At 35.3% G+C, this 25,786-nt stretch carries 23 protein-coding genes; 10 read left to right on the top strand and 13 right to left on the bottom strand.

Going from position 1 to position 25,786, the window contains the following annotated elements:
- Nucleotides 1-3 precede the first annotated feature (3 nt).
- The 5 genes from JM83_RS13455 to JM83_RS13475 all read right to left on the bottom strand — a co-directional run bounded on the left by JM83_RS13455 (nt 4) and on the right by JM83_RS13475 (nt 6,225).
- Nucleotides 4-549, bottom strand: a complete 546-nt coding sequence (locus JM83_RS13455) for an RNA polymerase sigma factor (protein ID WP_144962691.1) — start codon at nt 547-549, stop codon at nt 4-6.
- Between the two features lie 561 nt (nt 550-1,110).
- Entirely contained in the window at nt 1,111-2,934 is a 1,824-nt protein-coding gene (locus tag JM83_RS13460) for an ABC transporter ATP-binding protein (protein WP_144962692.1), read from the bottom strand.
- Between the two features lie 9 nt (nt 2,935-2,943).
- Entirely contained in the window at nt 2,944-4,674 is a 1,731-nt protein-coding gene (locus tag JM83_RS13465; RefSeq protein ID WP_144962693.1) for a phospho-sugar mutase, read from the bottom strand.
- A gap of 45 nt (nt 4,675-4,719) precedes the next feature.
- Nucleotides 4,720-5,679, bottom strand: a complete 960-nt coding sequence (locus JM83_RS13470) for a glycosyltransferase family 2 protein (RefSeq protein WP_144962694.1) — start codon at nt 5,677-5,679, stop codon at nt 4,720-4,722.
- A gap of 15 nt (nt 5,680-5,694) precedes the next feature.
- Nucleotides 5,695-6,225 carry a DUF4199 domain-containing protein gene (locus JM83_RS13475; protein ID WP_144962695.1) on the bottom strand — a complete coding sequence of 177 codons (531 nt, stop codon included), beginning with the start codon at nt 6,223-6,225 and terminating at the stop codon, nt 5,695-5,697.
- A gap of 182 nt (nt 6,226-6,407) precedes the next feature.
- Here JM83_RS13475 and JM83_RS13480 point away from each other — a divergent pair, with 182 nt between their 5' ends.
- The 3 genes from JM83_RS13480 to mtaB all read left to right on the top strand — a co-directional run bounded on the left by JM83_RS13480 (nt 6,408) and on the right by mtaB (nt 10,013).
- The gene (locus JM83_RS13480) at nt 6,408-6,659 is read left to right on the top strand and encodes a type B 50S ribosomal protein L31 (protein WP_144962696.1); all 252 of its coding nucleotides are present in this window, start codon (nt 6,408-6,410) and stop codon (nt 6,657-6,659) included.
- 676 nt (nt 6,660-7,335) lie between these two features.
- Nucleotides 7,336-8,508, top strand: coding sequence for a GlmU family protein (locus JM83_RS13485; protein WP_144962697.1), 1,173 nt, complete (start codon nt 7,336-7,338; stop codon nt 8,506-8,508).
- Nucleotides 8,509-8,675: 167 nt separating this feature from the next.
- The gene (gene mtaB, locus JM83_RS13490; RefSeq protein ID WP_144962698.1) at nt 8,676-10,013 is read left to right on the top strand and encodes a tRNA (N(6)-L-threonylcarbamoyladenosine(37)-C(2))-methylthiotransferase MtaB; all 1,338 of its coding nucleotides are present in this window, start codon (nt 8,676-8,678) and stop codon (nt 10,011-10,013) included.
- An 88-nt stretch (nt 10,014-10,101) separates the two neighbouring features.
- On the opposite strand, the gene JM83_RS13495 is transcribed toward mtaB, so the two are convergent.
- Entirely contained in the window at nt 10,102-10,407 is a 306-nt protein-coding gene (locus JM83_RS13495) for an N-acetyltransferase (RefSeq protein ID WP_144962699.1), read from the bottom strand.
- A 387-nt stretch (nt 10,408-10,794) separates the two neighbouring features.
- Here JM83_RS13495 and JM83_RS13500 point away from each other — a divergent pair, with 387 nt between their 5' ends.
- A complete protein-coding gene (locus JM83_RS13500; RefSeq protein ID WP_144962700.1) occupies nt 10,795-11,484 on the top strand; it encodes an alpha/beta hydrolase in 690 nt (229 codons plus the stop codon).
- A gap of 11 nt (nt 11,485-11,495) precedes the next feature.
- Nucleotides 11,496-12,428, top strand: a complete 933-nt coding sequence (locus tag JM83_RS13505; RefSeq protein ID WP_144962701.1) for a lytic transglycosylase domain-containing protein — start codon at nt 11,496-11,498, stop codon at nt 12,426-12,428.
- 77 nt (nt 12,429-12,505) lie between these two features.
- Here JM83_RS13505 and JM83_RS13510 read toward each other — a convergent pair whose 3' ends face one another.
- On the bottom strand, nt 12,506-13,213 hold the full coding sequence (locus JM83_RS13510; protein WP_261376467.1) for a TlpA family protein disulfide reductase: 708 nt from the start codon (nt 13,211-13,213) through the stop codon (nt 12,506-12,508).
- Between the two features lie 135 nt (nt 13,214-13,348).
- Nucleotides 13,349-13,864: a DUF2892 domain-containing protein gene (locus JM83_RS13515; RefSeq protein ID WP_144962703.1), complete on the bottom strand. Its 516-nt coding sequence runs from the start codon at nt 13,862-13,864 to the stop codon at nt 13,349-13,351.
- A 164-nt stretch (nt 13,865-14,028) separates the two neighbouring features.
- On the opposite strand from JM83_RS13515, the gene rpmH reads away from it, so the two are divergent.
- The gene (gene rpmH / locus JM83_RS13520) at nt 14,029-14,187 is read left to right on the top strand and encodes a 50S ribosomal protein L34 (RefSeq protein WP_010230478.1); all 159 of its coding nucleotides are present in this window, start codon (nt 14,029-14,031) and stop codon (nt 14,185-14,187) included.
- A 104-nt stretch (nt 14,188-14,291) separates the two neighbouring features.
- Nucleotides 14,292-17,144 carry a carbamoyl-phosphate synthase large subunit gene (gene carB, locus JM83_RS13525; protein WP_144962704.1) on the top strand — a complete coding sequence of 951 codons (2,853 nt, stop codon included), beginning with the start codon at nt 14,292-14,294 and terminating at the stop codon, nt 17,142-17,144.
- A gap of 191 nt (nt 17,145-17,335) precedes the next feature.
- On the opposite strand, the gene JM83_RS13530 is transcribed toward carB, so the two are convergent.
- The 5 genes from JM83_RS13530 to JM83_RS13550 all read right to left on the bottom strand — a co-directional run bounded on the left by JM83_RS13530 (nt 17,336) and on the right by JM83_RS13550 (nt 23,722).
- On the bottom strand, nt 17,336-17,734 hold the full coding sequence (locus JM83_RS13530; protein ID WP_144962705.1) for a response regulator: 399 nt from the start codon (nt 17,732-17,734) through the stop codon (nt 17,336-17,338).
- On the bottom strand, nt 17,721-20,825 hold the full coding sequence (locus JM83_RS13535; protein ID WP_186434999.1) for a PAS domain S-box protein: 3,105 nt from the start codon (nt 20,823-20,825) through the stop codon (nt 17,721-17,723). Before JM83_RS13535 ends, JM83_RS13530 begins: the two co-directional genes overlap by 14 nt.
- A gap of 72 nt (nt 20,826-20,897) precedes the next feature.
- Nucleotides 20,898-21,314, bottom strand: a complete 417-nt coding sequence (locus JM83_RS13540; protein ID WP_144962707.1) for a response regulator — start codon at nt 21,312-21,314, stop codon at nt 20,898-20,900.
- 521 nt (nt 21,315-21,835) lie between these two features.
- Nucleotides 21,836-22,309, bottom strand: coding sequence for a hypothetical protein (locus JM83_RS13545; protein WP_144962708.1), 474 nt, complete (start codon nt 22,307-22,309; stop codon nt 21,836-21,838).
- Between the two features lie 234 nt (nt 22,310-22,543).
- Nucleotides 22,544-23,722 (bottom strand): MFS transporter, encoded by a 1,179-nt coding sequence (locus JM83_RS13550; protein ID WP_144962709.1) that lies wholly within the window; start codon nt 23,720-23,722, stop codon nt 22,544-22,546.
- A 178-nt stretch (nt 23,723-23,900) separates the two neighbouring features.
- Here JM83_RS13550 and pyrR point away from each other — a divergent pair, with 178 nt between their 5' ends.
- From pyrR to JM83_RS13565, 3 genes are read left to right on the top strand one after another with little or no spacing between them, the layout of a single operon-like run.
- Complete coding sequence (pyrR, locus tag JM83_RS13555) at nt 23,901-24,485, top strand: bifunctional pyr operon transcriptional regulator/uracil phosphoribosyltransferase PyrR (protein ID WP_144962710.1); 585 nt, start codon at nt 23,901-23,903, stop codon at nt 24,483-24,485.
- Nucleotides 24,482-25,411, top strand: a complete 930-nt coding sequence (locus tag JM83_RS13560; RefSeq protein WP_144962711.1) for an aspartate carbamoyltransferase catalytic subunit — start codon at nt 24,482-24,484, stop codon at nt 25,409-25,411. The genes pyrR and JM83_RS13560 overlap by 4 nt, the downstream gene beginning before the upstream one ends.
- 26 nt (nt 25,412-25,437) lie before the next feature.
- A complete protein-coding gene (locus JM83_RS13565) occupies nt 25,438-25,770 on the top strand; it encodes a ribonuclease Z (RefSeq protein WP_144962712.1) in 333 nt (110 codons plus the stop codon).
- Nucleotides 25,771-25,786: the final 16 nt, after the last annotated feature.

The raw sequence follows: 25,786 nt of genomic DNA on the forward strand, positions 1-25,786 counted from the left end.
GGTTTAATCCATTTTTAAATATTCTTCGATCTTTTTTACTGCAATATGGTAGGATGCCTTAAGGGCACCTTCGCTTGTGCCTAGAATATATGAAATTTCCCGATATTTTAATTCTTGAAAATATTTCATATTAAACACCAATTGCTGTTTTTCTGGAAGTATCGCTATTGCTTTTTGAAGTTTTAATTGAATTTGGTCTCCATCAAAATAAGCATCACTTTCGAGGTTTTCAATTAATTTATTCTGAAGTTCTTCTGAATTTATATGCAATCGTTTGGCCTTATTATTCAAAAATGTAAGCGACTCGTTTGTAGCAATTCGGTACATCCAAGAATAGAGTTGACTGTCTCCTTTAAAATTCTGGATGTTCTTAAAGATCTTGATAAAAGTGTTCTGCAGGATGTCATCGGTGTCTTGATGATCTTTAACCATATTCCTAATATGCCAGTACAAGCGTTGTTTATATAATGTAACCAACTCCCCAAACGAATTTTTAAGTGTGTTGGGATCTTGAAGGCGTTTAATTAATAGTTTTTCTTCGAGTTTCAAGATTTTAGCTTGTTTTAGCTTTTAAGTAAAAAAGTAATTGTATATCCGTTTTTTGTCCTATAGTTGTTTTGTCACCCTGAATTTATTTCAGGGTCTATATTTACTATATTGATTCTTAGCGTTATGAGATTCTGAAACAAGTTCGGAATGACGTTATTTATCATTTTATAATACTTTTCGGATATACAAAAAAAACAAACCTTAAAACTCCTCAAAATAATATTTTTTGTAGGAATTTTGTAAGTAAAAATGTTAAATTTAAAGATTAAATACATTTTTTAAAGATTAAATACATTTTTTATTTGCAGAAGCCATTTATTCTTATATCTTTGAAGTGTTAATATTATTTAATCTTTTTTTGCCCCAAAGATTATAAGTTGAATTAAACCTAAGTTTTCATTTCCCCAAAATGAAAACTACGAAAAAAAAGGATGAACCTACTTCATCCTTTTTTTTATTCCTAAAAGTGTGTTTAACATATGTAGGCTCTTCTCAATCAAATGGGTGTTTTCCTGTATATGCATTACCAACCTTCCTCTAACTTCTATACCTAAACGCAAATTATTCGAAAGATTGCATTTCTACTAATCTTTTATAAGTACCATTTTTCAGTAGCAGTTCGCTGTGCTTTCCTTGTTCTACGATTTCGCCCTTTTGCATTACCACAATAAGATCTGCGTTCTGGATTGTGGAAAGCCTGTGTGCAATAACTATGGATGTTCTATTGCGCATCATATTCTCCAATGCTTTCTGAACCAATTTTTCACTCTCGGTGTCTAAGGCAGATGTTGCCTCATCCAAGATCATGATAGGAGGATTTTTTAGAACGGCACGTGCAATAGATAACCGCTGCTTTTGCCCACCACTCAATTTATTTCCACTATCGCCAATATTGGTGTCTAGCCCTTTTGGTAAATCTTTTACAAATTCCCAGGCGTTTGCTATTTTTAAAGCTTCAATAATTTCTTTTTCTGTAGCGTTGTTTTTCCCTAAAGCGACGTTGTCCCTTATAGAATCATTAAACAATATGGAGTCTTGAGTTACCAAGCCCAGTAGATCACGGAGTGATCTCTTTGTTATATCACGAATATCTACTCCATCTATTTTTATACTTCCTGAGTTAACATCGTAAAAACGCGTTACTAAATTCGCTATTGTAGATTTTCCGCTACCAGATTGTCCCACTAAAGCGACTGTGCTTCCTTTTGGTACCTTCAAGCTAAAATTCTTTAATACCAGTTCATCTTCATATTTGAAGTCAACATTTTCAATTTGAACACTGGATTTAAAGTCGGTGGCAATAACCGCATTTTTCGCATCAATAATAGTCGATGGTGTTTCTAATACATCTATGATCCTTTCTGCAGCTGCGTTTCCTTTTTTAACAGAATAAGTAGCCTTGGAGATTTGTTTTGCCGGGGTTAATATATTGTAAGCCAAACCTAAGAAAGCAATGAAAGCTGCTGGATTTAAACTTTCTTCTATTAAAACCATATTTCCGCCAAACCAAAGAATTATAACAATAACAAAGATCCCGAGAAATTCACTGGTTGGAGAGGCTAAATTTTGTCTGTTAATAAGACTGTTCAGGATTTTATTTAATTTATTGGTAGATTCCTGAAATTTATCCTGAAATTTATCTTCAGCATTAAAACCTTTTACAATCTTTAAGCTAGATAAGGTTTCTTCTACAATAGACAGGAAATTCCCATTTTCTTCCTGCGCTCTCAAAGATTGGCTTTTTAATTTTTTTCCAATCAATGAAATGATGAATCCAGAAATGGGCAGAAAAATAAATACGAAAATGGTAAGCTTGGCGCTTATCATTAACATGGCGATAATAGTAAAGACAATAGTTAGTGGTTCTCTAACTATAAGTTCAAGGATGGAAAGAAAGGATGTTTGCACTTCATTAACATCGGCAGTAATTCTGGAAATAGTATCTCCTTTTTTCTTTTCGGAAAAATAAGAGATTGGTAGGTGAAGAATTTTATGATATAAAGCATTTCTTACGTCCCGAAGCACTCCATTTCTTAAGAAGGTGATGAAAAATGCAGCTAGATATCCAAATAGATTCTTTAGAAAAAATAATAGCACTACAATTCCGCAGATAAAAATCAATGCTGAAATTTCATCTTCAATTACTTTTTGAGTAACCTGGTAGTTAAAATAGTCTACTAAAAAATCTTTAGCACTAGAAATTCCTTCGTAATCTGGTTTAATAGCAACTCTTTTGCTTTTATCGAAAAGGATATCAATAACCGGAATCAGGGCGATAAATGAAAGAGTGCTAAATAGCGCATAAAAGATGTTACAAATAATATTTAAAATCGCGAACTGCTTATAGGGCTTCGCATATTCAAGAATTTTTCTAAAATAGCTCATTCGTTAATTTTACTCTACCTGAAGATCTGCTCTAATTCCGGCGATTTTTTGTTGTAGTAATTTTTGTGCTTTTTCGAAAGCAGAAGAAGATGTCAATTCTTCGTTGACACTGATATAAAACTTTATTTTAGGCTCAGTGCCACTGGGCCTTGCTGCTATTTTTGAGCCATCTTCTGTATAATAGATCAACACATTGGATTTTGGAAGATCTATCGCAGTTTCCGAACGATCCTGCATATTTTTGGCAATCGAAGCCTGATAATCTTCTATAAGCACCACTTTTTCGCCATTGATCTCTTTTAAAGGATGCTCCCTAAGATCTACCATCATTTGTTTTATCTGAAGCTCTCCCTCAATTCCTTTTTTAACTAGAGAGATGAGTTCTTCTTTATAAAAGCCGAATTCTTGGTATAGCGCTATTAATTGCTTATAAAAAGAACTTCCGTTTTCTTTCATCTGTGCAGCAATTTCGCAAGCGAGCAGGGTAGCTGTGGTTGCATCCTTGTCTCTTACAAAATCACCAACCATGTACCCAAAACTTTCTTCACCACCACCTACAAAATCCATTTCCGGATGATCTTTAATTAACTTCGCAATCCACTTGAATCCTGTTAAAACCTCATAATAATGTGCGCCATAAGACTTGGTAATATTTTTAAGCATCGGCGTGGAAACTATGGTAGATGCAACGAAAGAATCTTTGGTCAACTTTTTGTTCTTTTTCCATTGCTCCAACAAAAACCAAGTCATCACTACCATGGTTTGGTTTCCATTAAGCAAGAACAGTTCATCATTTAAATCCCTTACGGCAATTCCCAAACGATCTCCATCAGGGTCTGTTCCTATTACAATGTCTGCGTGCTCTTTTTCAGCAAGGGCAAGGGCCATTTTTAAGGCTTCAGGTTCTTCGGGATTTGGAGATTTTACAGTAGGAAAATTACCATTTGGTGCTGCTTGCTCTTCAACCAAATAAACATTATTGTAACCTGCTTTCTTTAAAACTTGAGGCGTGGCCGTGGAAGAAGCTCCATGTAAAGAGGTGAAAACTATTTTTAGATCATCTTTGGCTGAAGGAGAGGTTCCAAAACTTCCATTTTTTACCGAAGCAGCTTGAAATGCTTCATCTACTTTTTTATCTATAATCTCAATTAGTTCTGGTCTCGCTTCAAATTTAATTTCTGAAAAGTCCAAAGACTCAATTTCTTCAATAATCTTGTTGTCTTGTGGTGGCACCAATTGCCCGCCGTCTTGCCAGTAGACCTTGTAACCGTTATATTCGGGAGGATTGTGACTTGCGGTAAGTACAATTCCGCAGTGACAATCCAAATGTTTTACTGCAAATGACAATTCCGGAGTTGGCCTTAGGTTAGAGAAAAGAAAGACTTTAATTCCGTTTGCAGAAAAGATATTTGCAACTATTTGTGCAAATTCTTTACTGTTTTTTCTACAGTCGTATGCAATAACAGCTCGAATTTCTTCTCCTTTGAATTCTCTTTTAAGGTAGTTTGAAAGACCTTGCGTATTTTTTCCTAAAGTGTATTTATTGATTCTATTGGGACCGGCACCCATTACTCCACGCATTCCTCCGGTTCCAAAAGCAGCATTTTTATAGAAGCTCTCTTCTAGTTCCTTTGGATCGTTATTGATAAGATGATTTACTTGTGCCTGTGTCCCTGCATCAAAAGTATCGGAAAGCCAAAGTTTTGCTTTAGAGAGGATATCGGATTTAATTTGAGTCATGTGATCAAAATTTTAATCAAAAATAAGGATTAATGTGGAAAGAGCTTATTGGATTCCGGTAGTTTTACTTATTAGGTACCTCTCGGTATCCCGTCTGCTCCTTAAAATAAGTTCTCCTAAAAACCCGGCAAGGAAAAACTGAGTTCCTATCACCATTAAAATGAGCGAGATGTAGAACCAAGGATTCTGGGTTACCAATATATTAGGTAAACTATGGTATAATTTATAAAGTTTAGAGACTCCTATCCATGCAGCCGCAATAAATCCAAAAAAGAACATAAGCACGCCCAAAGCCCCAAAAAGGTGCATCGGTCTTTTTCCGAACTTGGATAGGAACCAAATACTAATAAGATCAAGGAAACCATTAATGAACCGATCTACACCGAATTTTGTCTTCCCATATTTTCTCGCTTGATGTTGTACTTCCTTTTCAGTAATGTTACTGAACCCGGCATTTTTAGCCAAAACAGGAATATACCTGTGCATTTCTCCATACACATCTATATTCTTTACAACTTCTTTCCTATAGGCTTTCAACCCGCAATTAAAGTCGTGTAGGTTAACTCCGGAAGTTTTTCTGGCAGCTGCATTGAAAAGTTTGGAAGGCAGATTCTTACTAATTACTGAATCGTATCGTTTCTTTTTCCAGCCTGAAACCAAATCGAATTGATCTTTTTGGATAAGGTCGTAAAGTTCCGGAATTTCTTCTGGATTGTCTTGAAGATCGGCATCCATGGTGATGATCACATCTCCTTGAGCTTCCAAAAAACCCGCATGGAGCGCTTGGGACTTACCGTAGTTCCGGTTGAATTTGATTCCTTTAACATGGGGATCTTGAACTGCTAATTGAGAAATAGTTTTCCAAGAAGCATCGGTGCTCCCATCGTCTATAAAAATTATTTCATAAGAATAGGAATTGGATTGCATCACCGATACAATCCAATTATATAATTCTGTTAAAGATTCTTCCTCATTTAATAGAGGAATAACTATAGATAGTTGCATTCAATATTATTTAGACTATCCTTCCATAGGATTTTTATTTTTCATGATTAGGCCAGCAATCAGGGATATAACCAATCCAAAGAATAAATTTCCAATTAATGAAAAAGCAACCACCATAATAGGAGAAGCAAATTTAGCAGTCATTTCTTCAGCTGCATTTAATTGAGATTCCGTCATGTCTGGTTGTGCTTCTATCATTTTTTCACGGTTAACTTCCATCATCTGGTTCATGTAATCCGGTTCAATATAATTCATTAGAACGAAAGACCACACTGCTGCGATAATACCTCCAACAACAGCTACTCCAATTCCAACTTTTAAAGCTTCTCCCAGGCTTAAGAATCCGCCATTTTCAGATTTAAAAGCTTTAATGGCTAATGTTATAATGGTAATTAAAACCAAGAACCCAATAACAGTGTATATAATACCTGGATCTAGATATACGTTGGTAACGTACATTATTACTCCAAAAATAACCGATACGATCCCTAATAACAGACCGTAGTTAAGAACAAATTTTTTAGCGGTTGCTTGTTGATTTTCCATAAAATTAAGATTGAAAGATTAGTTTTGTGGTTAGTTAACAAATATAGCAATTCGTTACAAACTTGGAATTTTAATGTTTTGTTGTTAGCATAGAAAAAATAACGTGGATATAGTTTGATATTTATTAAAAATGATTAAATTTGCCACTCGAAAAACGAACACGATTATTAAAGAATAAAGAGATGAAGCAGGGAATCCATCCGGAAAATTATAGATTAGTAGCATTTAAAGACATGTCTAACGAAGAAGTCTTTCTTACTAAATCTACCGCGAATACTAAAGAAACTATTGAAGTTGACGGAAATGAGTATCCATTAATTAAATTGGAAATCTCAAGAACATCACACCCATTTTATACTGGTAAATCCAAATTATTGGATACAGCAGGTAGAATTGATAAATTCAAGAACAAATACGCTAAATTCAAGAAATAATCCTTGTTTTAGTGATCCTCTAAAGCCTTCAGAAATGAAGGCTTTTTTTTTGCATTGTTTTTTATTGATCTCTCTATTGAAAAGATATATTTGTTTGTCCGTAAAGTATCCTAAACTGAAAAAGGACGTCATTCTGTCCCGACCGTTCGGGAGGTTCAGAATCTCAACTCAATGTAACTCAATACACTGTTGAGACCCTGAAATAAATTACCATTGACGTGTTTTTATATATTTGTGAATCCAAGACCCTGAAACCAGTTCAGGGTGACGATGCGCAATTGTCCTCATGCTGAACTTGTTTCAGCATCCCATCAGCTTATATAAAAAACACGTCAATTTCCTACGCTGGATGATTTTTTTATCACAGATCTCAGGGTGACGAAAGAACTTTTGGAAAAAAAAACGGATATGCATAGATATATAAATAGGGATCTTAATCTATAAAATTCCCCGATGGCTCTGCCTCGGGGTTTCCGTTTCACCTCTCCTTGTGAGAGGTGAGAACTGCTTTTTTTTTGGCAGTTCTAGGTGAGGTAAAATACGAAATTTCGATTTCTGGCCCAGAGGCCACAATGAAACCGACGAAATACCTCTATGGCTTGGGAGGATAGTCGGTTTCAAGAAATTTTTTATTTAACGCAATTTCATTAGTATTTTAGCACTCAAATTATAGAACATGAATTATATACTTTTTGATGGTTCCTCTAGAGGCCAACTCTTGCCATTTACTTTTACCAGGCCGGTTGCAGATATAAGAATAGGGATTCTTACCATCCGTGAGAAATGGGAGAAACTATTGGGTACAACCACGTCTACGGTAACCGAGGATTACTTGGCCAACAAATGGCCCATGGTGGAATTGGAGCAAAATGTTATGATAAATGCTTCTTTTCTGCCAACTCCAGAACTTCTGATTCAAATAGAAAATCTAGAAGAAAATCAAGCTATCTTTTTTGAAGAGGATATCGTAGCATTTTATACTTTAGAAGATCAAGAAGTAGATTTTTCAACCTTTATCGCACTGGAACTTGCAGGTGAACCATTTCAGATCGCGCACACCTGGGATATTTTCTCAAAAAATGGAGATGCTATTGCTGCAGATTTCGAACTGCTCACACAAGACAGAAAGTCTCAGCCAATTCCAGCTTCCAATAATGTGATTAATTCAGAAAATATTTTCATAGAAGAAGGTGCATCGGTAGAATTCGCAACTTTAAATGCTTCAGCTGGTCCTATTTATATAGGGGCAGATTCAGAAATAATGGAAGGAAGTTTGGTACGGGGTCCTTTTGCACTTTGCAAGCATGCTGTTTTAAAATTAGGTGCTAAGGTGTATGGCCCAACTACTGTTGGCCCTCACTCCAAAGTTGGGGGAGAAGTTAATAATGTTGTGATCTTTGGATCTTCCAATAAAGGACATGACGGGTATCTGGGAAATGCAGTAATAGGAGAGTGGTGTAATCTTGGTGCAGACACCAATAACTCCAATCTTAAAAACAATTATGCCGAAGTCCGACTTTGGGATTATGGATCAGAGGGTTTTGCCAGAACAGGTCTTCAATTCTGCGGATTAATGATGGGAGATCATAGTAAGTGTGGAATCAATACCATGTTCAATACAGGAACCGTAGTAGGAGTAAGCTCAAATATTTTTGGTAGCGGGTTTCCACGGAATTTTATCCCTAGTTTCAGTTGGGGCGGGAGCGCTGGAATGACAACCTATAAAACAGCTAAAGCTTTTGAAGTAGCAGAAATAGTGATGAAACGTCGAGGCATTGAATTTTCCGAAGATGATAAAGAAATCTTAGAACACGTCTTTGAAGATTCTAAAAAATGGAGGAGGGATTAAACGATGAATTCTCATTGCATATACATTTTATCAACCCGAGATTAGTTGGTATATTTGCACTCCAAAATTTATCGAAAATATCTAAGTGCTTCGGTGCCTAAACAGGAGTTTTGATTTGAAATATTTTTTGGAATTAAACCCTCATGGAGGGATTAAAGATTTAATCAATGGACAATCTTCAAAAAGTAGCTTTTTATACCCTAGGTTGTAAGCTTAATTTTTCTGAAACAAGCACTATTGCCCGTTCTTTCAAAAATGAAGGGTTTCAACGCGTGGAGTTTTCCGAGAGGGCTGACATTTATGTGATCAATACCTGTTCGGTAACCGAGAATGCCGATAAAAGGTTTAAATCTATAGTGAAGCAAGCCCAGAAAGTTAATGAAGATGCTTTTGTAATCGCTATTGGGTGTTATGCTCAATTAAAACCTGAAGAACTTGCAGATGTTCATGGAGTAGATCTTGTTCTTGGAGCTACCGAAAAATTTAAAATTACAGATTATTTAAATGATCTCACAAAACAGGAATTTGCTGAAATTCACTCTTGTGAGATTGCAGATGCCGACTTTTATGAAAGTGCATATTCCTTTGGTGATAGAACCAGGGCTTTTTTAAAAGTACAGGATGGTTGCGATTATAAATGCACGTATTGTACAATTCCGCTTGCGAGAGGGATTTCCAGAAGTGATAATCTACAGAATGTTTTGAAGAATGCTTCAGAAATCGCAGCGAAAGGAATTCAGGAGATTGTACTTACAGGTGTGAATATTGGAGATTACGGAAAGGGTGAGTTTGGAGATAAAAAACATGAACACACTTTTTTGGACCTAGTTAAATCTTTAGATGAAGTAAAAGGAATTAATAGGTTAAGGATCTCTTCCATAGAACCAAATTTACTTGAAAATGAAACAATAGACTTTGTGGCCCAAAGCAATAGTTTTGTTCCTCATTTCCATATTCCGTTGCAGAGCGGGAGCAACCAAATTTTGAAGGCAATGCGCCGCAGATACATGCGCGAATTGTATGTGGAAAAAGTAAGTCAGATTAAAAAGGTGATGCCAGATGCCTGTATTGGAGTAGATGTAATCGTAGGTTTTCCTGGAGAAACAGATGAACATTTTTTGGAAACCTATAATTTCTTAAATGAATTGGAAATCTCCTATTTACATGTTTTTGCCTATTCTGAAAGAGAAAACACAGTGGCTGCCGAAATGGATGAAGTTGTTCCATTGAGCATCAGAAAAAAGAGAAGTAAGATGCTTAGGGGACTTTCAGCTAAAAAACGAAGGGCTTTTTATGAAAGTCAGCTTGGAACTACCCATACGGTTTTGTTCGAAGGAGAAAACAAAGAAGGATATATTCACGGATTTACGGAAAACTATGTAAAAGTAAAAACTCCGTGGAATCCGGAGTTGGTTAATACCCTGCATCAAATTAAATTGGATAAAATAGATGAAGATGGAATCGTTCGCTTTGCTTATAGTGAGCTGGAAATCTTAAAATCATAAACTTCCGGGCAAGCCCACGAGGCATAAATGAAAAAATACTTTTTAAAATTCAAAGCAAATCACAGGGAATTAAACCTTTAATGAGGGATTAAATATTCATTCCCACCGGTAGAAGATCCTTATATTTTCTTCTGTACTTGCGCATATATTTGGCAATTTCGGGATTTGTGGGTACCACTCTATGTGTTCCTTCCTGAATATAGCTTAAAAGAGACTCTAAAAATGGTTCTAAATATCCACCATCTTTAAGTGCGTCCGTCATTTTAAGCTTTGTTAAGAATACTTTTCGCTCCTGCTGGGAATATTCCACAATCACTAATTCTTCGTTGATCACAGATTCAAATTGTCTTAAAAACTCGTTGTCTGTAATCTTAATTTCTACATCCATCATCATCGTAAGGTTTTAATCCAAAGATACTTCAATAAGAAGCAATTTTAAGGTTTGTTTAACTTTCATTTTAATTATGTTGGTATTTTCAATTGTTTTAAAAAATGGATTTAGCCGTATTATATCATTTTTAGACACTTCTGGGAAGAAACCCTATGTTTTTAAATTCAGAAGATGGGTCTCCTTAAATTCAATTCTCTTAATTTAAACCTGAAAACAGTAAAATACCACATAATCCAACCGTAATTTATACTGTTTCTGAAAAGGAAAGGATTGTGTACTTCTTCGATCATATTTTAATAGATCTTATTTGCGAAAGCAAAAAAAATAGTGGTTATTTGGATAGTAAATTTACAATAAAACTTTCCTTATTAATGTTACACACCTGTTAAAATGCTGATTAACAATAAAATTGTCCATGTATATTTTATGCCGGGCATGGCTGCTAATCCTTCGATTTTTGAACATATAAAATTACCTGAGGATAAATTCCGAATTCATTGGTTAGAATGGCTTATACCAGAACCTAATGAATCTTTAAAGGAGTATGCCTTAAGAATGAACTCTTTTATAGAACATGATAATATTGCTTTGATTGGTGTGTCTTTTGGAGGGATGGTTGTTCAGGAGATGAGCAAATATTTGAAATTAAAAAGATTGATCATAATTTCAAGCGTTAAAAGTAGAAGGGAATTGCCTAGAAGGATGAGGTATGCGTCCAATAAAGGCCTGGTAAAATTTATTCCCACCAGTTTATTGAATCATATAGACAAGTTTGAAAAATTGGCTTTTGGAGATTTTTTAAAAAAAAGAGCAGAACTTTATAAAAAGTATTTATCTATAAGAGATGTGAATTATGTAGATTGGGCACTCAAGAATATGATCAATTGGGATCGCAAAAATCCAATCCCTGGAATTGTACATATCCATGGAGATCAAGATATTGTTTTTCCTTATAAGTACATCAATGGGTGTATAACCGTAAAAGGAGGAACTCATATAATGGTTGTAAATAGGTTTAGATGGTTCAATGTGCATCTTCCTTCCCTTATTTTAAAAGGAAAAATGCAAACTAAAAATTAAATTTAATATATATGAAAATTTTGAAAGTATTATTGATGAGCATCGGATTTATAAGTGTTTGTGCAATAAGCATTCAGGCAGTCCAAGATGGTCCAGAAGCTGAACTTATGGCAGGTTCAAAAACAAAGGTTGTTGGGGAACATTATGCAATTTATGCTTTACCAATGCCTGAAAATTTAAATTTTGCGGGGGAGCCCGTACCTATTGAGAACCCTGATATCTATGAAAGGATGGATAGGGAATTGTTGGTAAATACTTATTGGCAATCGAATGCTTTATTGTTATTAAAGCGGGCCAATAAATATTTTCCGGTAATAGAACCTATCCTTGCCGAGTATGATGTTCCAAATGATTTTAAATATTTAGCAGTTATAGAAAGTGGGCTTACTCAGGCTGTTTCCCCTGCGCGAGCAGTTGGTTTTTGGCAAATTCTGGAAGGGACAGGAAAAGATTTTAAACTTGAGATCAATGATAATGTGGATGAGCGGTACCATATTGAAAAATCTACCCGAGTGGCTTGTGAGTATTTAAAAAAATCCAAAGAAAAGTTTGGTACTTGGACGATGGCTGCAGCAGCCTATAATGCTGGAAATGCAGGAATGATAAGACAGTTGGAGAGACAAGATGCGAGCAAGTATTATGATTTGTTGTTAGGGGAAGAAACTGGGCGCTATGTGTTTAGGATCCTGGCTCTTAAAGAAATTATGAGCAATCCCCTAAAATATGGATTTAATTATAATGAAGATCAATTGTATAAGGATATTCCAACTTATAAGGTGAAAGTGGATACGGCTGTAACAGATTTTGCTGCGTTTGCTAAAGAAATGGATATTAATTATAAAATACTGAAGATCCACAATCCTTGGCTAAGGGATTCACATTTAAATAATAAGTCCGGTAAAACCTATTTTATAGATATCCCCGAGAAAGGATACTACAAGTAAATAGGGAATTCATTTAAAACAAAGAAGCTGCACATTGTTAAATGTGCAGCTTCTTTAATCTGCAAATAACCCATACATTAATTAGTTGCAACAGTTTCTTGATTCGTGCTGTATTTTTTATTGCCCAATAAGTGATTGGCAATACCGTCGTACATCGAAGTGTAGTTTAAGTCGAAAGACTCTTCAAAACTTTTGTTTAAAGCGTGTGTAACCCCTCTTCTTACATCCAAGACCATTTTGTCCTTGTCCAATAAAAAAGTGGTTGGTAAACCCAGAGAATGCTTTAGCTTGCTTACAACATGCGCGTCCCTGTTGTTTAATTCATTTACATATAGTACTGTAATATTCTTGTTATATGATTTTGCCATCTTCTTTGTTGTTTTTTGATCATCCCAAAAAAGGATCACAAAATCAATTTCATCACTGTACTTATTGGCAAGTTCATTAATTGCCGGAATTTCCCCTTCGGTAGTTACGCACCAAGAGGCATATGTTATAAGATACGTGGGTTTTTTGAAATCGTATAAAGAAACCTCTTTACTGTTAAGCTGATTAAATTGAAAGTTGTTCATATAACTTCCGTTTAAACCATATTCCACTAAAGAATCGAAAAGTCTAGTAGCTTCTTTATAATCCCGTCGGCTATAGGCATTTTCTGCATTGGATTCATATTTTGGAAGATGCAAGCTAAGGGCATCAGAAAAGAAAATTTTATTTTCTTCCTGTTGAGCGAAAATTGGAGAAACCAATAGAAGTAAACTTAATAGAGGTAATAGTTTTATCATTCGATGCATTTACACTTACAATATCAAAGGTATGGTAGATGTAGAAGACAGCGAAACTTTATCGCCAAAGAGTACGTATATTAGTTAAAGTGCGTATTTGAAAAGTTATGCCCTAAGTTATTAACACTTATGGGTTTATATTTTTTTCATTTGCTGTTTCATCATGGTTATTTGCTCTTTCAACATTCCATGTTTATCCAATTTTTTAGCTTCGGTAAGAAGCATTTGAGCCTCTCTTTTTCTTCTTTTTGTCATGGCTATTCCGGCAAGATTTAATTTTGCCATGGCAAGGTCTTGATCCATAGCCAAACCTAATTTGATCGCTTTTTTGAAATATTTTTCAGCCTTGGTGATATTGGTTTGAGAAAGCATCAATCCGTTTAAGTACCAATAATAACCTTGCTGTTTTTGAGTTAAGGCTGTTTCTGGATCTTTTATCTTATCCAGCCATTTTTTTGCCCCAGGGAAATCTTGTTTCCGAAGTCTTAAAAATGCCATCAAGATCATTTCGTTCTTAAAATATAGGAATATGAAAATTAGCCCTAATAGAACAAACATTATTCCGTTGCCTATGTGACCTTCAATAAATTGCCAGATAGAGGCAATAAAGACGATTCCGGCTAATATTAATTTGAAATTTTTATTGAACATGAGTTTCCTATTTTTTGAGAGCGCAAAGTTACTAAAAACAATTGGAAATTATTTCAATTTTGTTTTTGGAAGATATAGAAGTCTTTGTATATTTGCCCGCAGTTTTAGAGATAGGTCTAAACTAGTTAAACCAAGAATTCCACAGAAGATTAAAGATAATTAAAATGAAAAGAACATTTCAACCATCTAAGAGAAAAAGAAAAAACAAACACGGATTTAGGGAGCGCATGGCGAGTGTGAATGGCAGAAAGGTGTTGGCGAGAAGACGTGCCAAGGGTAGAAAGAAAATATCTGTATCTTCAGAAACTAGACACAAACACTAGTGAGAATTAGTATTTAAATAACAAGGTGTTACTTTTATAAGTAACGCCTTTTTTTATATCTAAGTTTCTCCTAGTATTATATAACTCTTAAATTCCACTTTAAAATGCCCAAAAACAGCCAGCTTAAATGTGTTTTATTAATCGGTTCTGGACCAATTGTGATTGGTCAAGCTTGTGAGTTTGATTATGCAGGTGCCCAATCCCTTAAATCGCTTATGGAGGAGGGGATTGAAACCGTGCTTATCAATTCCAATCCGGCAACAATTATGACCGACCCCGCAATGGCCGATCATGTATATTTATTGCCTCTTACAACAAAATCCATTGTAGAAATCCTTAAGAAACATCCAAATATAGATGCAGTGCTGCCTACAATGGGAGGACAAACTGCATTAAACCTTTGTATCGAAGCAGATGAAAAAGGGATTTGGAAAGATTTTGGTGTAAAACTTATTGGGGTAGATATAGACGCAATTAATATCACTGAAGATAGGGAGAAGTTCAAGCAGCTAATGGGCAGGATCGATGTGCCAGTTGCACCTGCTAAGACTGTTACCTCATATCTTCAAGGGAAAGAGGTGGCGCAGGAATTTGGTTTTCCTTTGGTTATACGTGCTTCTTTCACCTTAGGGGGAAGTGGTGCCGCCTTTGTTCATAGAGCCGAAGATTTTGATGAGCTTCTTACTCGCGGATTGGAAGCTTCGCCAATTCATGAGGTTTTAATAGATAAAGCCTTACTTGGTTGGAAGGAATACGAATTAGAGCTTCTTAGGGATAAAAACGACAATGTTGTAATTATTTGTTCTATTGAAAACATGGATCCAATGGGAATCCATACGGGAGATTCAATTACGGTTGCACCCGCGATGACTTTGAGTGATGTCACTTTTCAGAAAATGAGGGATCTTGCCATCAAGATGATGCGTAAAATTGGTAATTTTTCCGGGGGGTGTAATGTGCAATTTGCAGTAAGTCCAGATGAAAATGAAGACATTATTGCCATCGAGATAAACCCAAGGGTTTCAAGATCTTCAGCTTTGGCATCGAAAGCAACGGGTTATCCCATTGCAAAGATCGCTACTAAGTTGGCTATTGGATTTACGTTGGATGAATTGGAGAACCAGATCACCAAATCTACTTCTGCATTATTCGAGCCGACTTTAGATTATGTAATCGTAAAAATTCCGCGTTGGAATTTCGATAAATTTGAAGGAAGTGATCGTACGTTAGGACTTCAAATGAAATCTGTAGGGGAGGTGATGGGAATTGGAAGATCTTTCCAAGAAGCTTTGCATAAAGCCACCCAATCTTTGGAAATAAAAAGAAATGGACTGGGAGCCGATGGGAAGAGCTATACAAATTACAATCAAATCATAGATAAACTGACTCATGCGAGTTGGGATCGGGTGTTCGTGATTTATGATGCAATCCAGATAGGAATTCCATTGAGCAGAATCCATGAGATTACCAAAATAGATATGTGGTTCCTAAAGCAATACGAGGAATTATATGCCTTAGAAGTAGAAATTTCTAAATTCAATATAGGCACGTTGCCTAAAGATTTATTGTTGGAAGCTAAACAAAAAGGTTTTGCAGATAGACAAATCGCACATATGCTTAAATGTTTGGAAAGTCAGGTTTATAATAGGCGCGATGAACTGAACATTAACCGAATCTTTAAATTGGTAGATACTTGTGCTGCCGAATTTAAAGCGGAAACACCTTATTATTATTCCACTTTTGAAGCCGAAATTGAAATGGCAGATGGAACTAGGTACGTAGACAATGAGAGTAAGGTAAGCGATAAAAAGAAAATAGTAGTTCTAGGATCTGGTCCAAACAGAATTGGTCAAGGAATAGAATTCGATTATAGTTGTGTGCATGGGGTTCTAGCTGCTTCAGAATGTGGGTACGAGACCATAATGATCAACTGTAACCCAGAGACTGTTTCCACAGATTTTGATGTTGCCGATAAGTTATATTTTGAACCGGTCTTCTGGGAACATATCTACGATATTATAAGACATGAGAAACCAGAAGGTGTAATTGTTCAATTAGGTGGGCAAACAGCCCTTAAATTGGCTGAGAAATTGGATAGATATGGGATCAAAGTAATTGGAACCAGTTTTCAATCTTTGGATCTAGCAGAAGACAGGGGCAGTTTTTCTAAACTGTTGAAAGAAAATGATATTCCATTCCCAGAATTTGGAGTTGCTGAAACTGCCGATGAAGCTTTGGCAATAGCAGACGAGCTTGATTTCCCGATATTGGTAAGACCTTCTTACGTTTTGGGAGGACAAGGAATGAAGATCGTGATCAACAAAAAGGAATTGGAAGAACATGTGGTAGATCTTCTTAGAAAGATCCCAAATAACAAACTGCTTTTAGATCATTATTTAGATGGCGCGATAGAAGCTGAAGCAGATGCTATTTGCGATGGTGAAAATGTGTATATCATCGGGATCATGGAGCATATAGAGCCATGTGGGGTTCATTCCGGAGATTCCAATGCCTTACTTCCTCCTTTTAACTTGGGAGATCTGGTAATGCAACAAATAAAAGATCACACTCATAAAATAGCATTGGCTTTAAATACGGTTGGACTAATCAATATTCAATTCGCTATCAAGGATGATGTTGTGTATATCATAGAAGCCAATCCCAGAGCCTCTCGTACAGTTCCTTTTATTGCGAAAGCGTATGGGGAACCTTATGTGAATTATGCAACTAAGGTAATGCTGGGAGAAAAGAAAGTTACAGATTTCGATTTTAATCCGAAATTGAATGGATACGCGATTAAACAACCGGTTTTTTCTTTCGATAAGTTCCATAATGTGAATAAACAATTAGGCCCGGAAATGAAGAGTACCGGAGAAAGTATCCTTTTTATAGACAGTTTAAAAGATGATGTTTTTTATGATCTGTACGCAAGAAGAAAAATGTATTTGAGTAAATAAAAGGGACTATCTCTTAAAGTGTGTAAGTTTATTATGAGATAGTCCTAGCCTCCTTAATTTAAGGAGGCTTCTTTAATCCCTCATTGAGGGTTTAATTCCCCGAGGCTTGCCTCGGATTTTTAAAAATATTTTCCAATACATACCTCGTGGGCTTGCCCACGAGGTTCTTGGTCACGATATTTTAAAGTTAACTATGCTACACTTTCATGCAACAACTCCTTTAACGTTTCCAGTGTTATAGGTTTAACAATATAGTTATTTACATTATCGTACTCTTTGGCTTTTTCAACATCGGTGGGATCTACAGAGGAGGTAATTATATAAATAGTGATTTTTTTCTGGGTTTTGATCTTTGTAAACTCATCCAAGAACTGCCATCCATCCATAATGGGCATGTTAAGATCCAATAAAATGATATCTGGTAATTTTTCCCCTGCTTTTATTATGGATTTAAGATTTGTAAGAGCTTCTTCTCCATTGTGGAATATCATAAAAGCTGTACAAAAATCTGCATATTGCATAATCTTCTTCGCCCCAAATACAAAAACGGGATCATCGTCTATGATGCAGGCTATATCAATTTTCTTCATGTTTCAAATATAATTTAAATAGGGTTCCTTTGTCTACTTCACTTTCCAACTTGATTCTGCCGCCAATGGATTCTATCTGATTTTTGGTGATAAATAAGCCAATCCCTCTAGAGTCCTTGTTTTTATGAAAGGTTTTGTACATCCCAAAGATTTTTGCTTTGTGCTTTTTTAAATCGATGCCCAGTCCATTATCTTCAATACTTATCACTACATATTCTTCTTCAATTTTGGAATCTAACTTTACAAAAGAGTCCCTTTCAAGAGATCTATATTTAATCCCATTGGTCAAGAAATTTAGAACAATGCTATCTAGATAGGCTTGTAAACCCAATACATTATGCTCGGGATCTATATTGTTTATAATCTCTACCTCAGCTTCATTAGCAATTCCTGCAACGTTACGGATGGATTGAACAGTGGTTTTATAGATATTGATAGGGATTAAACTTTCATCTATATTTGTATTTATTAAAACCACTTCATTAAGATGTGCAATTGTCTCTTTTAGATTATCTGAAGCCATTTTCAGCATACTCATGATTTCATTCTCATTCGCATCTGGATAATCTTGTAGGAATAGCATTAAGAGCATATCGAAATTCCCTGAATGAGATCTTAAATTATGAGAGACGATATGTGCAAAATTCTTTAATCGTTCATTTTGATCACTGGTTACTGCCAATAATGATTTTATTTCCTTTTCTGCCCTCTTAATTTCTGTGATCTCCGCTGCAACTCCTAAATATCCAATTATAGTATCCTTATCTTTCACCGGCGTCACAGTAAGCTGCACTGGAAAATGCATCCCATCTTTTCGTACATATGTCCATTCCCTGGTATCATGACGACCTCTATTGGCTAAGGCAGTGAAAATCTCAAAATTCTCAATGTTTTCATTTAATTCTTCAGAAAGCTCCTTTCCTCTTTTTATGATCTCTTTTTTCAAGTGGACTTTAACTGGCGATTCCTTTCCAATCATTTCTTCTTTCGAATACCCTAATAAATTCTCAGCTCCTCTATTAAAAGTGGTTATTGTCCCTTCAATATCTGTTCCTATAATACTTACGTGTGTACTGGAATCTAAAATTGCTTCTAGTTTGGCTAGTGTTTCTTGAAGTTTTTGAGCGGCTATTTTCCTCGGGGTAATGTCGGTAATTTGACCAATAAAATATAAAGGGCTTCCATCATCATTTTTAACTACCGAAACAGACATAATTACATGGACAAAAGATCCATTTTTATGAATAAATCTATGCTCATTATGTAAATAGGATTTATTACCTGATATAAATTCTTTTAATAAAAGTACATTCTTGGCAATATCATCTTTATGAGTAATATCAAATACATTTAAGCCAAGTAATTCCTCTTTTGTGTAACCAACTATTTTGCTGAGCTGATCATTTACTTCCATCCATGCGGTATGTTCATTAAGGATTGCCATACCAATAGCTGCATTTTCAAAATTACCACGAAAGGCAGCTTCACTTATTTTAAGTTTTTGTTCGGTCTTCTTAATATTGGTGACGTCTTGCATTGCTACCACTGCGCCAAATACATTTCCATCTTCCCCCACAAGTTGGGATCCAGTAGCTATAATACTACGGTTACTTCCCTTTGTTGGAGCAATTATAAATTCTTTATTGGTTACCTCTCCGGTATATAATGCTTGAATTAATGGGATTTCTTCCATTTTTAATGGGGTTTTCCCATCTACATGAAATAGCCCATAATGATTGGAAAACTCTGACGAAGGAATCGGTTTAGCCGGTAAGCCATGCCATTCTTTGGTAGCATTATTGAATAAGGTGAGATTTCCTTCGCGATCACAGGAAACCACCCCAACCTCTATCGTATTTAAAATAGTTTCGAGTAAGGTTTGCCGTTCATGGTTTAATCTCTCTGCTTCTTTCCTTTTTTGAATATCTTGAAAAAGACCATATAAGCGTTTACATTTTCCATTTTGAAATTCAGATATGCCGATGGCTCGTACCCATTTAAGGTTTCCTTTTGCTGTGATAATTTCAACTTCTATATCATAATCTTCACCTTTAACCATTGCATTTTTCACGGAATTTTCTAAAAGATCCCTGTGTTTTCCCTTTGGGTAAAAATTTAATGCCTCTGCTAATATGGGAGAAAAGTCTTCTGAAACTTCATGAATTTCTTTAGTTACATCACTCCATGTAACTTTATTTTTTATAAGATCCACCTCCCATGTCCCAATCATTGCGGCACGGTTGGATCTATCTAACAGATCTTGGTATTTTTCTAAAAGCAGTTCATGTTCTTTGCGCTTTGTAATGTCTTGGTGGCTACCCGTCATCCATTCTGGTTTGTCATCCTCGGTCCAGCTAACTACTTTCCCGCTGTCCTTTACCCAAATCCATTCTCCGGCTTTGTTTTTGAATCTTGATTCTATCTCATAATATTCCGTATTACCTAGAAAATGTTCTTGTAATAGTTTATTGGATCTATCATGATCGTCCGGGTGTGCGAATTTCTCCCAGGTATCCGAAGTGATTGGTTGGATCTCTGCCAAGGTATAGCCCAAAATATTTGCCCATTTTTCGTTGAATATAGTTTCACCCGTTTGCACATTCCATTCCCAAGTACCAATGTTGGTACCATCAATAATATGCTTAAGGCGTTTTATATTTTCTTGCCTTGCTTTCAGGTTTTCAGATCCATTTGCACAGGAAGTATTAGCTACTATAACCGCTGTTAAAATATTTTCTGAATTCCGTATTCCAATTGCATTACAGTTAAAGCTAAAATTATGTCCTGTTTGCAGAGTATAGGAAACTTGTAATTTAACGGGATGTGAAAAATCCTTGAAATGGCTTTTTATGGCGCGCAATACCCTTTCGAGTTCCTGGGGCTTTAATATGTTGTTGGTAAAGAGCGTTTTAGGTTTACCTGTTTCGGAATCAAAGCCCAAGGAATTTAGGAGCTTTGGATCTATATAAATATCATTGGGTTTTTCCAATTCCAAGAACCAATACCCATTTATTGCAAAATCCTGAATAAAATTAAAAACTGATTCTTCTGCTTGAATAATAGTATAAAGGGATTTTTTTAATACAGACATTAATGTAGGGGTTGTAAACATCGTTTATAACAAAATAAGATAGTATATCTTACATCTATGCACTAGCGTTCATTAAACATATTCCGGAAATTTCTGTACCAGGATTTCCCGAATTCCATCTGCCAATAATGGCTTATTAAGAAATGCCGAGATTTGAGGAATTTGATTTGCTTTATTCCTTTCATCTGGATTTAATGAAGTGGTAAGCATCACCACAATAGCTTTGCTTTTTTGTTTTTTTTCCAATTGATTGTAGTTTTCAAGAAATTCCCACCCATTCATCCCGGGCATATTAATGTCCAATAAAATGAGATCTGGTTGGGGATGTGTTTCTTTATCGGTGGATTTTAAATATTCCAAGGCTTCAAAACCACCTTGAACGGCAATTATCTTCTCGGTACAATCTATTTTTCTTAAAACTCTTTCGTGGATGAAATTTGTGGGTAAATCATCATCAACAAGTAGGATACAGTTTAATTTTTTCTTCATAAAGTGAATATTTTACAATAAAAACACTAAAACTCTGGTGGCACAGAATTAAAACTAATTTTGTTTGTTATTGACAATAGTAAATGATTAGAGCCAATTTAATTAATTTGATTGAATTTTAGTAGAAAGATCCAATCTATATTGAAAAAATATAATTGCAAAAAATATTATTTTTAATAACACCCATAATTTTATTTGTTCAAAAATATTATCAATTAATTTCAATCCGTCATTAAAGGGGTAATCTCAAAATTCCGCGATGGCTCTGCGCCGGGGTTTCCGTTTCACCACTCCTTATGCATCCAACGAGCAAAGCGAGAGGAATGCAAAGGGTCGAAACTTCTTTTTCTGCAGTTCCGGATGATGGAAAATATAATCCCGAAAGCTTTCGGGATGGTTTTTGGTCCCTGCCACCAAAATGACCCCGATATAGCTATCGGATAGCGAAATACCCCCTACGGCTTGCGTCGGGGGATAGTCGGTTTCAATAATTTTTTTATTTTCCTATAGAAATGGGACAATTACATTAAGTTTTCCAGTTCGAGTTCATAATCATATTGTAGATCTTCATGTAGCATTGTAATTCCTTTTTTAACTAACACTACCTGTCTATTATACAAATTCAATAGGGTCGTGTTCCTTTTAATTGAAGGGGAAAAATCGGATAACTGCGCACAAAAAAAGAGCAATAGTTCAACTTCGGTTTCCTTTTTTTTAGAGTATCGAATATACTTTTTTATCGTTTTTAGAATTTTCCTCACACTTTTCTTGATGAGATAAAAATTCTTCCTGTTTATAAGATCAAACTGATTTTCCACTTCCTTTTTTATTTGAGCGATGAACTCTTCTTGATCAATAGACTCAAATAAGATGTACGTAAGCAATTCCTTGTTCTCTTTTTTGAATTTTGAAAGCTGTAAGCAATAATTTAACAGTTCCTCTTTGGACCTATGCTTAAGTTCATCTTTAAGTTCTTTAATACTGGCAACCTTCATATAGTATGTTTTTATTTTCTATATACGCTTTATGTCCTATAGTTGTTTGGTCACCCTGAATTTATTTCAGGGTCTCAATTTACTATATTGATTCCTAGTGCTATAAGATTCTGAACCAAGTTCAGAATGACGTTATTTATCATTTTAGGATACTTTACGGATATACATTTTTTATTTATTCAAAATTGAGTTATCAAGGAATTTCAGTTTTAACTTCTTCCAAATCCGTAGTTATTACTGTATTGATTTTTTTTCCTGAAATAAAGCAATGACCCCTAGTATTGGCCCAATTCCCAATATTAAATATAGAAATTTTGGATCTAGATAATTGCTGATGAAAGAAATGAATTGAATGCTTACGATGGTTATTGTGAAACCGATACTGTTTACTAAAGTTAATGATGTGGCCCGGTATTCAGCAGGTGTATTTTTTGCCACTAAGGTCGAAAATAAGGGAGAATCGGCTACCACGGCCATCCCCCAAAAAACAAGAAAACCAATAAATAGAATTTCTGATTCCGTATAAAACAATAAAGGAGATAAAAAACAACAACAGCCAGATAATAAAAGTGCTGTTCGTGCTACTCTTTTTTCGCCATACTTGCTACTTAAAAAGCCTCCTAGCACACATGAAATGCCACCCACTCCAATAACGATAAAGGAAAATAAGGATATATTTAGAGGTGCAGAATTATGGAACCCCAAATAGGTTGTCAAGATTATTGGCACAAAAGCCCAAAATGTATAGAGTTCCCACATATGGCCAAAATAACCAAATGCGGCGGTTCTTAATTCGGGATTTTTAAAAATCACCATTCCAGTCTTAAACGCCGGTTTATAGTTCCTTTTCCTATAAGGACCGTTGGGAACAAATAATAAAATTAAAAGGCCACCAAACAATGCAATTGTTGAAGTAGCTATTATTACAGCTTGCCATGAGATCTTGAAAATCGTTCCATTCAATAAATGAGGAAATGCCGTTCCCAATACTAATGCCCCAACCAAAAAACCAAGGGCTTTTCCTAAACCTTTTTCCCTGTAGTCCGAAGCTATTTTCATTCCAACCGGATAAATGCCGGCAAGAAAGAAGCCACTTGAAAATCGTATTAAAAGTAAACTGAAGAAACTATTTGTATCTAGGATAGTAGCAAGATTGATTCCCGCACCCAGCATTGCACAAATAAAAAAAACCTTGGAAGGGGAGAACCTATCGGCTACAGAAAAGAGTGCAAAAAGAAGGGTTCCCAGGATAAAACCAAATTGTACCGCAGAAGTTAAATGTTCTAGGGCCTTGGAATCTAACTCAAAAGTTAAGATGAGATCACCTAAAACGGCATTTGTGGCAAACCAAAGCGAAGTGGAACAAAATTGAGCCAATACAATTATAAAAACAGTAAATCTATTTTTTTTCATTCAGTACAAAAAAGATTGGTAGTAAATGTATCATTTTAACTAGAAGTACATTTCACATACTTGCATGAATATGAATTTGAAGTAAAAGTGAATTTTAAACAGGAGATCGAATATAAACTATACTTTCTTTAATCAAAAAAAACTTACTTTTGTTTCCCGAACATCATCAGTTTCTATTATGAGCCAAAAAATGTTGCTTAATTCCAAAGAGATCAACATTATTCTTCGTCGTTTGGCTTGCCAGTTGGTAGAAAACCATCCTAATTTTGAAAACACCGTAATCATAGGAATTCAGCCTCGTGGTGTCTTTTTGGCCAATAGAATTCTTCAATTATTAGAAGAGGAATACGGTCTTAGGGATATAGAATCGGGACAATTGGATATTACCTTTTATAGGGATGATTTTAGAAGAAGTACAAAGCCTTTAGAAGCAAACAAAACCAAGATCGATTTTATTGTTGAAGATAAACAGGTGATTTTTATAGATGATGTTCTTTATACAGGACGTAGCATACGTTCGGCATTAACTGCGATTCAGTCTTTTGGCAGACCAAAAGAAATCGAATTGCTTACGCTTATCGATAGAAGATTCAGCAGGCATTTGCCTATCCAACCAGATTATAATGGGAGGCAGGTAGATGCAATCAACAATGAGCAGGTAAAAGTGCACTGGAAAGAAATACATGGGGAAGATGCCGTTTATCTTTTGCCAACTTCGAAAATAGAACAGGAAGCGATTCCGCAGAAAAAGGATACTAAATGAGCGAATTAAGTGTAAATCACTTATTGGGAATTAAATATCTTAAAAAAGAAGATATCGACCTGATCTTTAAAACCGCCGATCATTTTAAGGAAGTGATCAATAGGCCCATCAAAAAGGTTCCTTCTTTACGTGATATTACCATTGCCAATTTATTCTTCGAAAACAGTACCCGTACCAGATTATCGTTTGAGTTAGCTGAAAAAAGATTGAGCGCAGATGTTATTAACTTCTCTGCAGCTTCCTCTTCAGTAAAAAAAGGGGAAACCTTAATAGATACCGTAAATAATATCCTTGCCATGAAAGTGGATATGGTGGTGATAAGGCATCCCAATCCCGGGGCAGGAATTTTCCTTTCCAAACATGTAGATGCAAGTATTATAAATGCGGGGGACGGAACACATGAGCACCCAACCCAAGCATTATTGGACAGTTATTCCATTCGGGAGAAACTAGGTGAAGTGAAAGGCAAGAAAATTTTAATAGTAGGAGATATAAAACATAGTAGGGTAGCATTATCCAATATTTTTGCTTTAAAATTACAGGGAGCAGAGGTAAAAGTATGTGGGCCCAAAACTTTAATCCCAAAATATATAGAATCTTTAGGGGTAACCGTAGAAACCAATCTTATCAAAGCTTTGGAATGGTGCGATGTTGCCAATATGTTAAGAGTTCAGAATGAACGAATGGAAATCAGCTATTTCCCAACCACCAGGGAATACACACAGCAATTTGGTTTAAATAAGCAAATTTTAGATGCTCTTGATAAACAAATAGTGGTAATGCACCCTGGTCCAATAAATAGGGGAGTGGAAATAACAAGTGATGTAGCCGATTCTAAACAGGCGATTATTCTAGAGCAGGTTCAAAATGGGGTAGCTGTTAGAATGGCAGTAATTTATCTTTTAGCTTCAAAAATAAATCGATAAGTTTATAGTAGATTAAAAGGTCAAAAATGAAAATTACACGAAAAAAAGAATTTATTGTTCTAGAGGATAATAAAAATAACCTTATAGATTTTGCAGAGAGGATCACTGAAAACTATTCGGAATATAGAAATGATAATGTGGTAGTAAATCTTCTTAACAATCAAAATTTTGATTTGAAAGATGCGCTTCTTTTTTTAGAAATTTCCAACATACATCGTGCAGAAAACAAATCGTTTGTAATTGTAAATTCAAATCTCTCTATAGATGTTATTCCAGACGAATTAATTGTGGTTCCCAGTCTTCAGGAAGCAGGAGATATTATTAAAATGGATGATCTGGAGAGAGAACTAGGGTTTTAAGAAGCAATATATTATG

This window comes from Gillisia sp. Hel_I_86 (assembly GCF_007827275.1).
Classification (GTDB): Bacteria; Bacteroidota; Bacteroidia; order Flavobacteriales; family Flavobacteriaceae; genus Gillisia.

Excerpts from the sequence above, each read along its gene's own strand:
- JM83_RS13460 (WP_144962692.1), bottom strand. The coding sequence starts at position 2,934 with ATGAGCTATTTTAGAAAAATTCTTGAATATGCGAAGCCCTATAAGCAG.
- JM83_RS13465 (WP_144962693.1), bottom strand. The coding sequence starts at position 4,674 with ATGACTCAAATTAAATCCGATATCCTCTCTAAAGCAAAACTTTGGCTT.
- JM83_RS13470 (WP_144962694.1), bottom strand. The coding sequence starts at position 5,679 with ATGCAACTATCTATAGTTATTCCTCTATTAAATGAGGAAGAATCTTTA.
- JM83_RS13475 (WP_144962695.1), bottom strand. The coding sequence starts at position 6,225 with ATGGAAAATCAACAAGCAACCGCTAAAAAATTTGTTCTTAACTACGGT.
- JM83_RS13480 (WP_144962696.1), top strand. The coding sequence starts at position 6,408 with ATGAAGCAGGGAATCCATCCGGAAAATTATAGATTAGTAGCATTTAAA.
- JM83_RS13485 (WP_144962697.1), top strand. The coding sequence starts at position 7,336 with ATGAATTATATACTTTTTGATGGTTCCTCTAGAGGCCAACTCTTGCCA.
- mtaB (WP_144962698.1), top strand. The coding sequence starts at position 8,676 with ATGGACAATCTTCAAAAAGTAGCTTTTTATACCCTAGGTTGTAAGCTT.
- JM83_RS13495 (WP_144962699.1), bottom strand. The coding sequence starts at position 10,407 with ATGATGATGGATGTAGAAATTAAGATTACAGACAACGAGTTTTTAAGA.
- JM83_RS13500 (WP_144962700.1), top strand. The coding sequence starts at position 10,795 with ATGCTGATTAACAATAAAATTGTCCATGTATATTTTATGCCGGGCATG.
- JM83_RS13505 (WP_144962701.1), top strand. The coding sequence starts at position 11,496 with ATGAAAATTTTGAAAGTATTATTGATGAGCATCGGATTTATAAGTGTT.
- JM83_RS13510 (WP_261376467.1), bottom strand. The coding sequence starts at position 13,213 with ATGATAAAACTATTACCTCTATTAAGTTTACTTCTATTGGTTTCTCCA.
- JM83_RS13515 (WP_144962703.1), bottom strand. The coding sequence starts at position 13,864 with ATGTTCAATAAAAATTTCAAATTAATATTAGCCGGAATCGTCTTTATT.
- rpmH (WP_010230478.1), top strand. The coding sequence starts at position 14,029 with ATGAAAAGAACATTTCAACCATCTAAGAGAAAAAGAAAAAACAAACAC.
- carB (WP_144962704.1), top strand. The coding sequence starts at position 14,292 with ATGCCCAAAAACAGCCAGCTTAAATGTGTTTTATTAATCGGTTCTGGA.
- JM83_RS13530 (WP_144962705.1), bottom strand. The coding sequence starts at position 17,734 with ATGAAGAAAATTGATATAGCCTGCATCATAGACGATGATCCCGTTTTT.
- JM83_RS13535 (WP_186434999.1), bottom strand. The coding sequence starts at position 20,825 with ATGTCTGTATTAAAAAAATCCCTTTATACTATTATTCAAGCAGAAGAA.
- JM83_RS13540 (WP_144962707.1), bottom strand. The coding sequence starts at position 21,314 with ATGAAGAAAAAATTAAACTGTATCCTACTTGTTGATGATGATTTACCC.
- JM83_RS13545 (WP_144962708.1), bottom strand. The coding sequence starts at position 22,309 with ATGAAGGTTGCCAGTATTAAAGAACTTAAAGATGAACTTAAGCATAGG.
- JM83_RS13550 (WP_144962709.1), bottom strand. The coding sequence starts at position 23,722 with ATGAAAAAAAATAGATTTACTGTTTTTATAATTGTATTGGCTCAATTT.
- pyrR (WP_144962710.1), top strand. The coding sequence starts at position 23,901 with ATGAGCCAAAAAATGTTGCTTAATTCCAAAGAGATCAACATTATTCTT.
- JM83_RS13560 (WP_144962711.1), top strand. The coding sequence starts at position 24,482 with ATGAGCGAATTAAGTGTAAATCACTTATTGGGAATTAAATATCTTAAA.
- JM83_RS13565 (WP_144962712.1), top strand. The coding sequence starts at position 25,438 with ATGAAAATTACACGAAAAAAAGAATTTATTGTTCTAGAGGATAATAAA.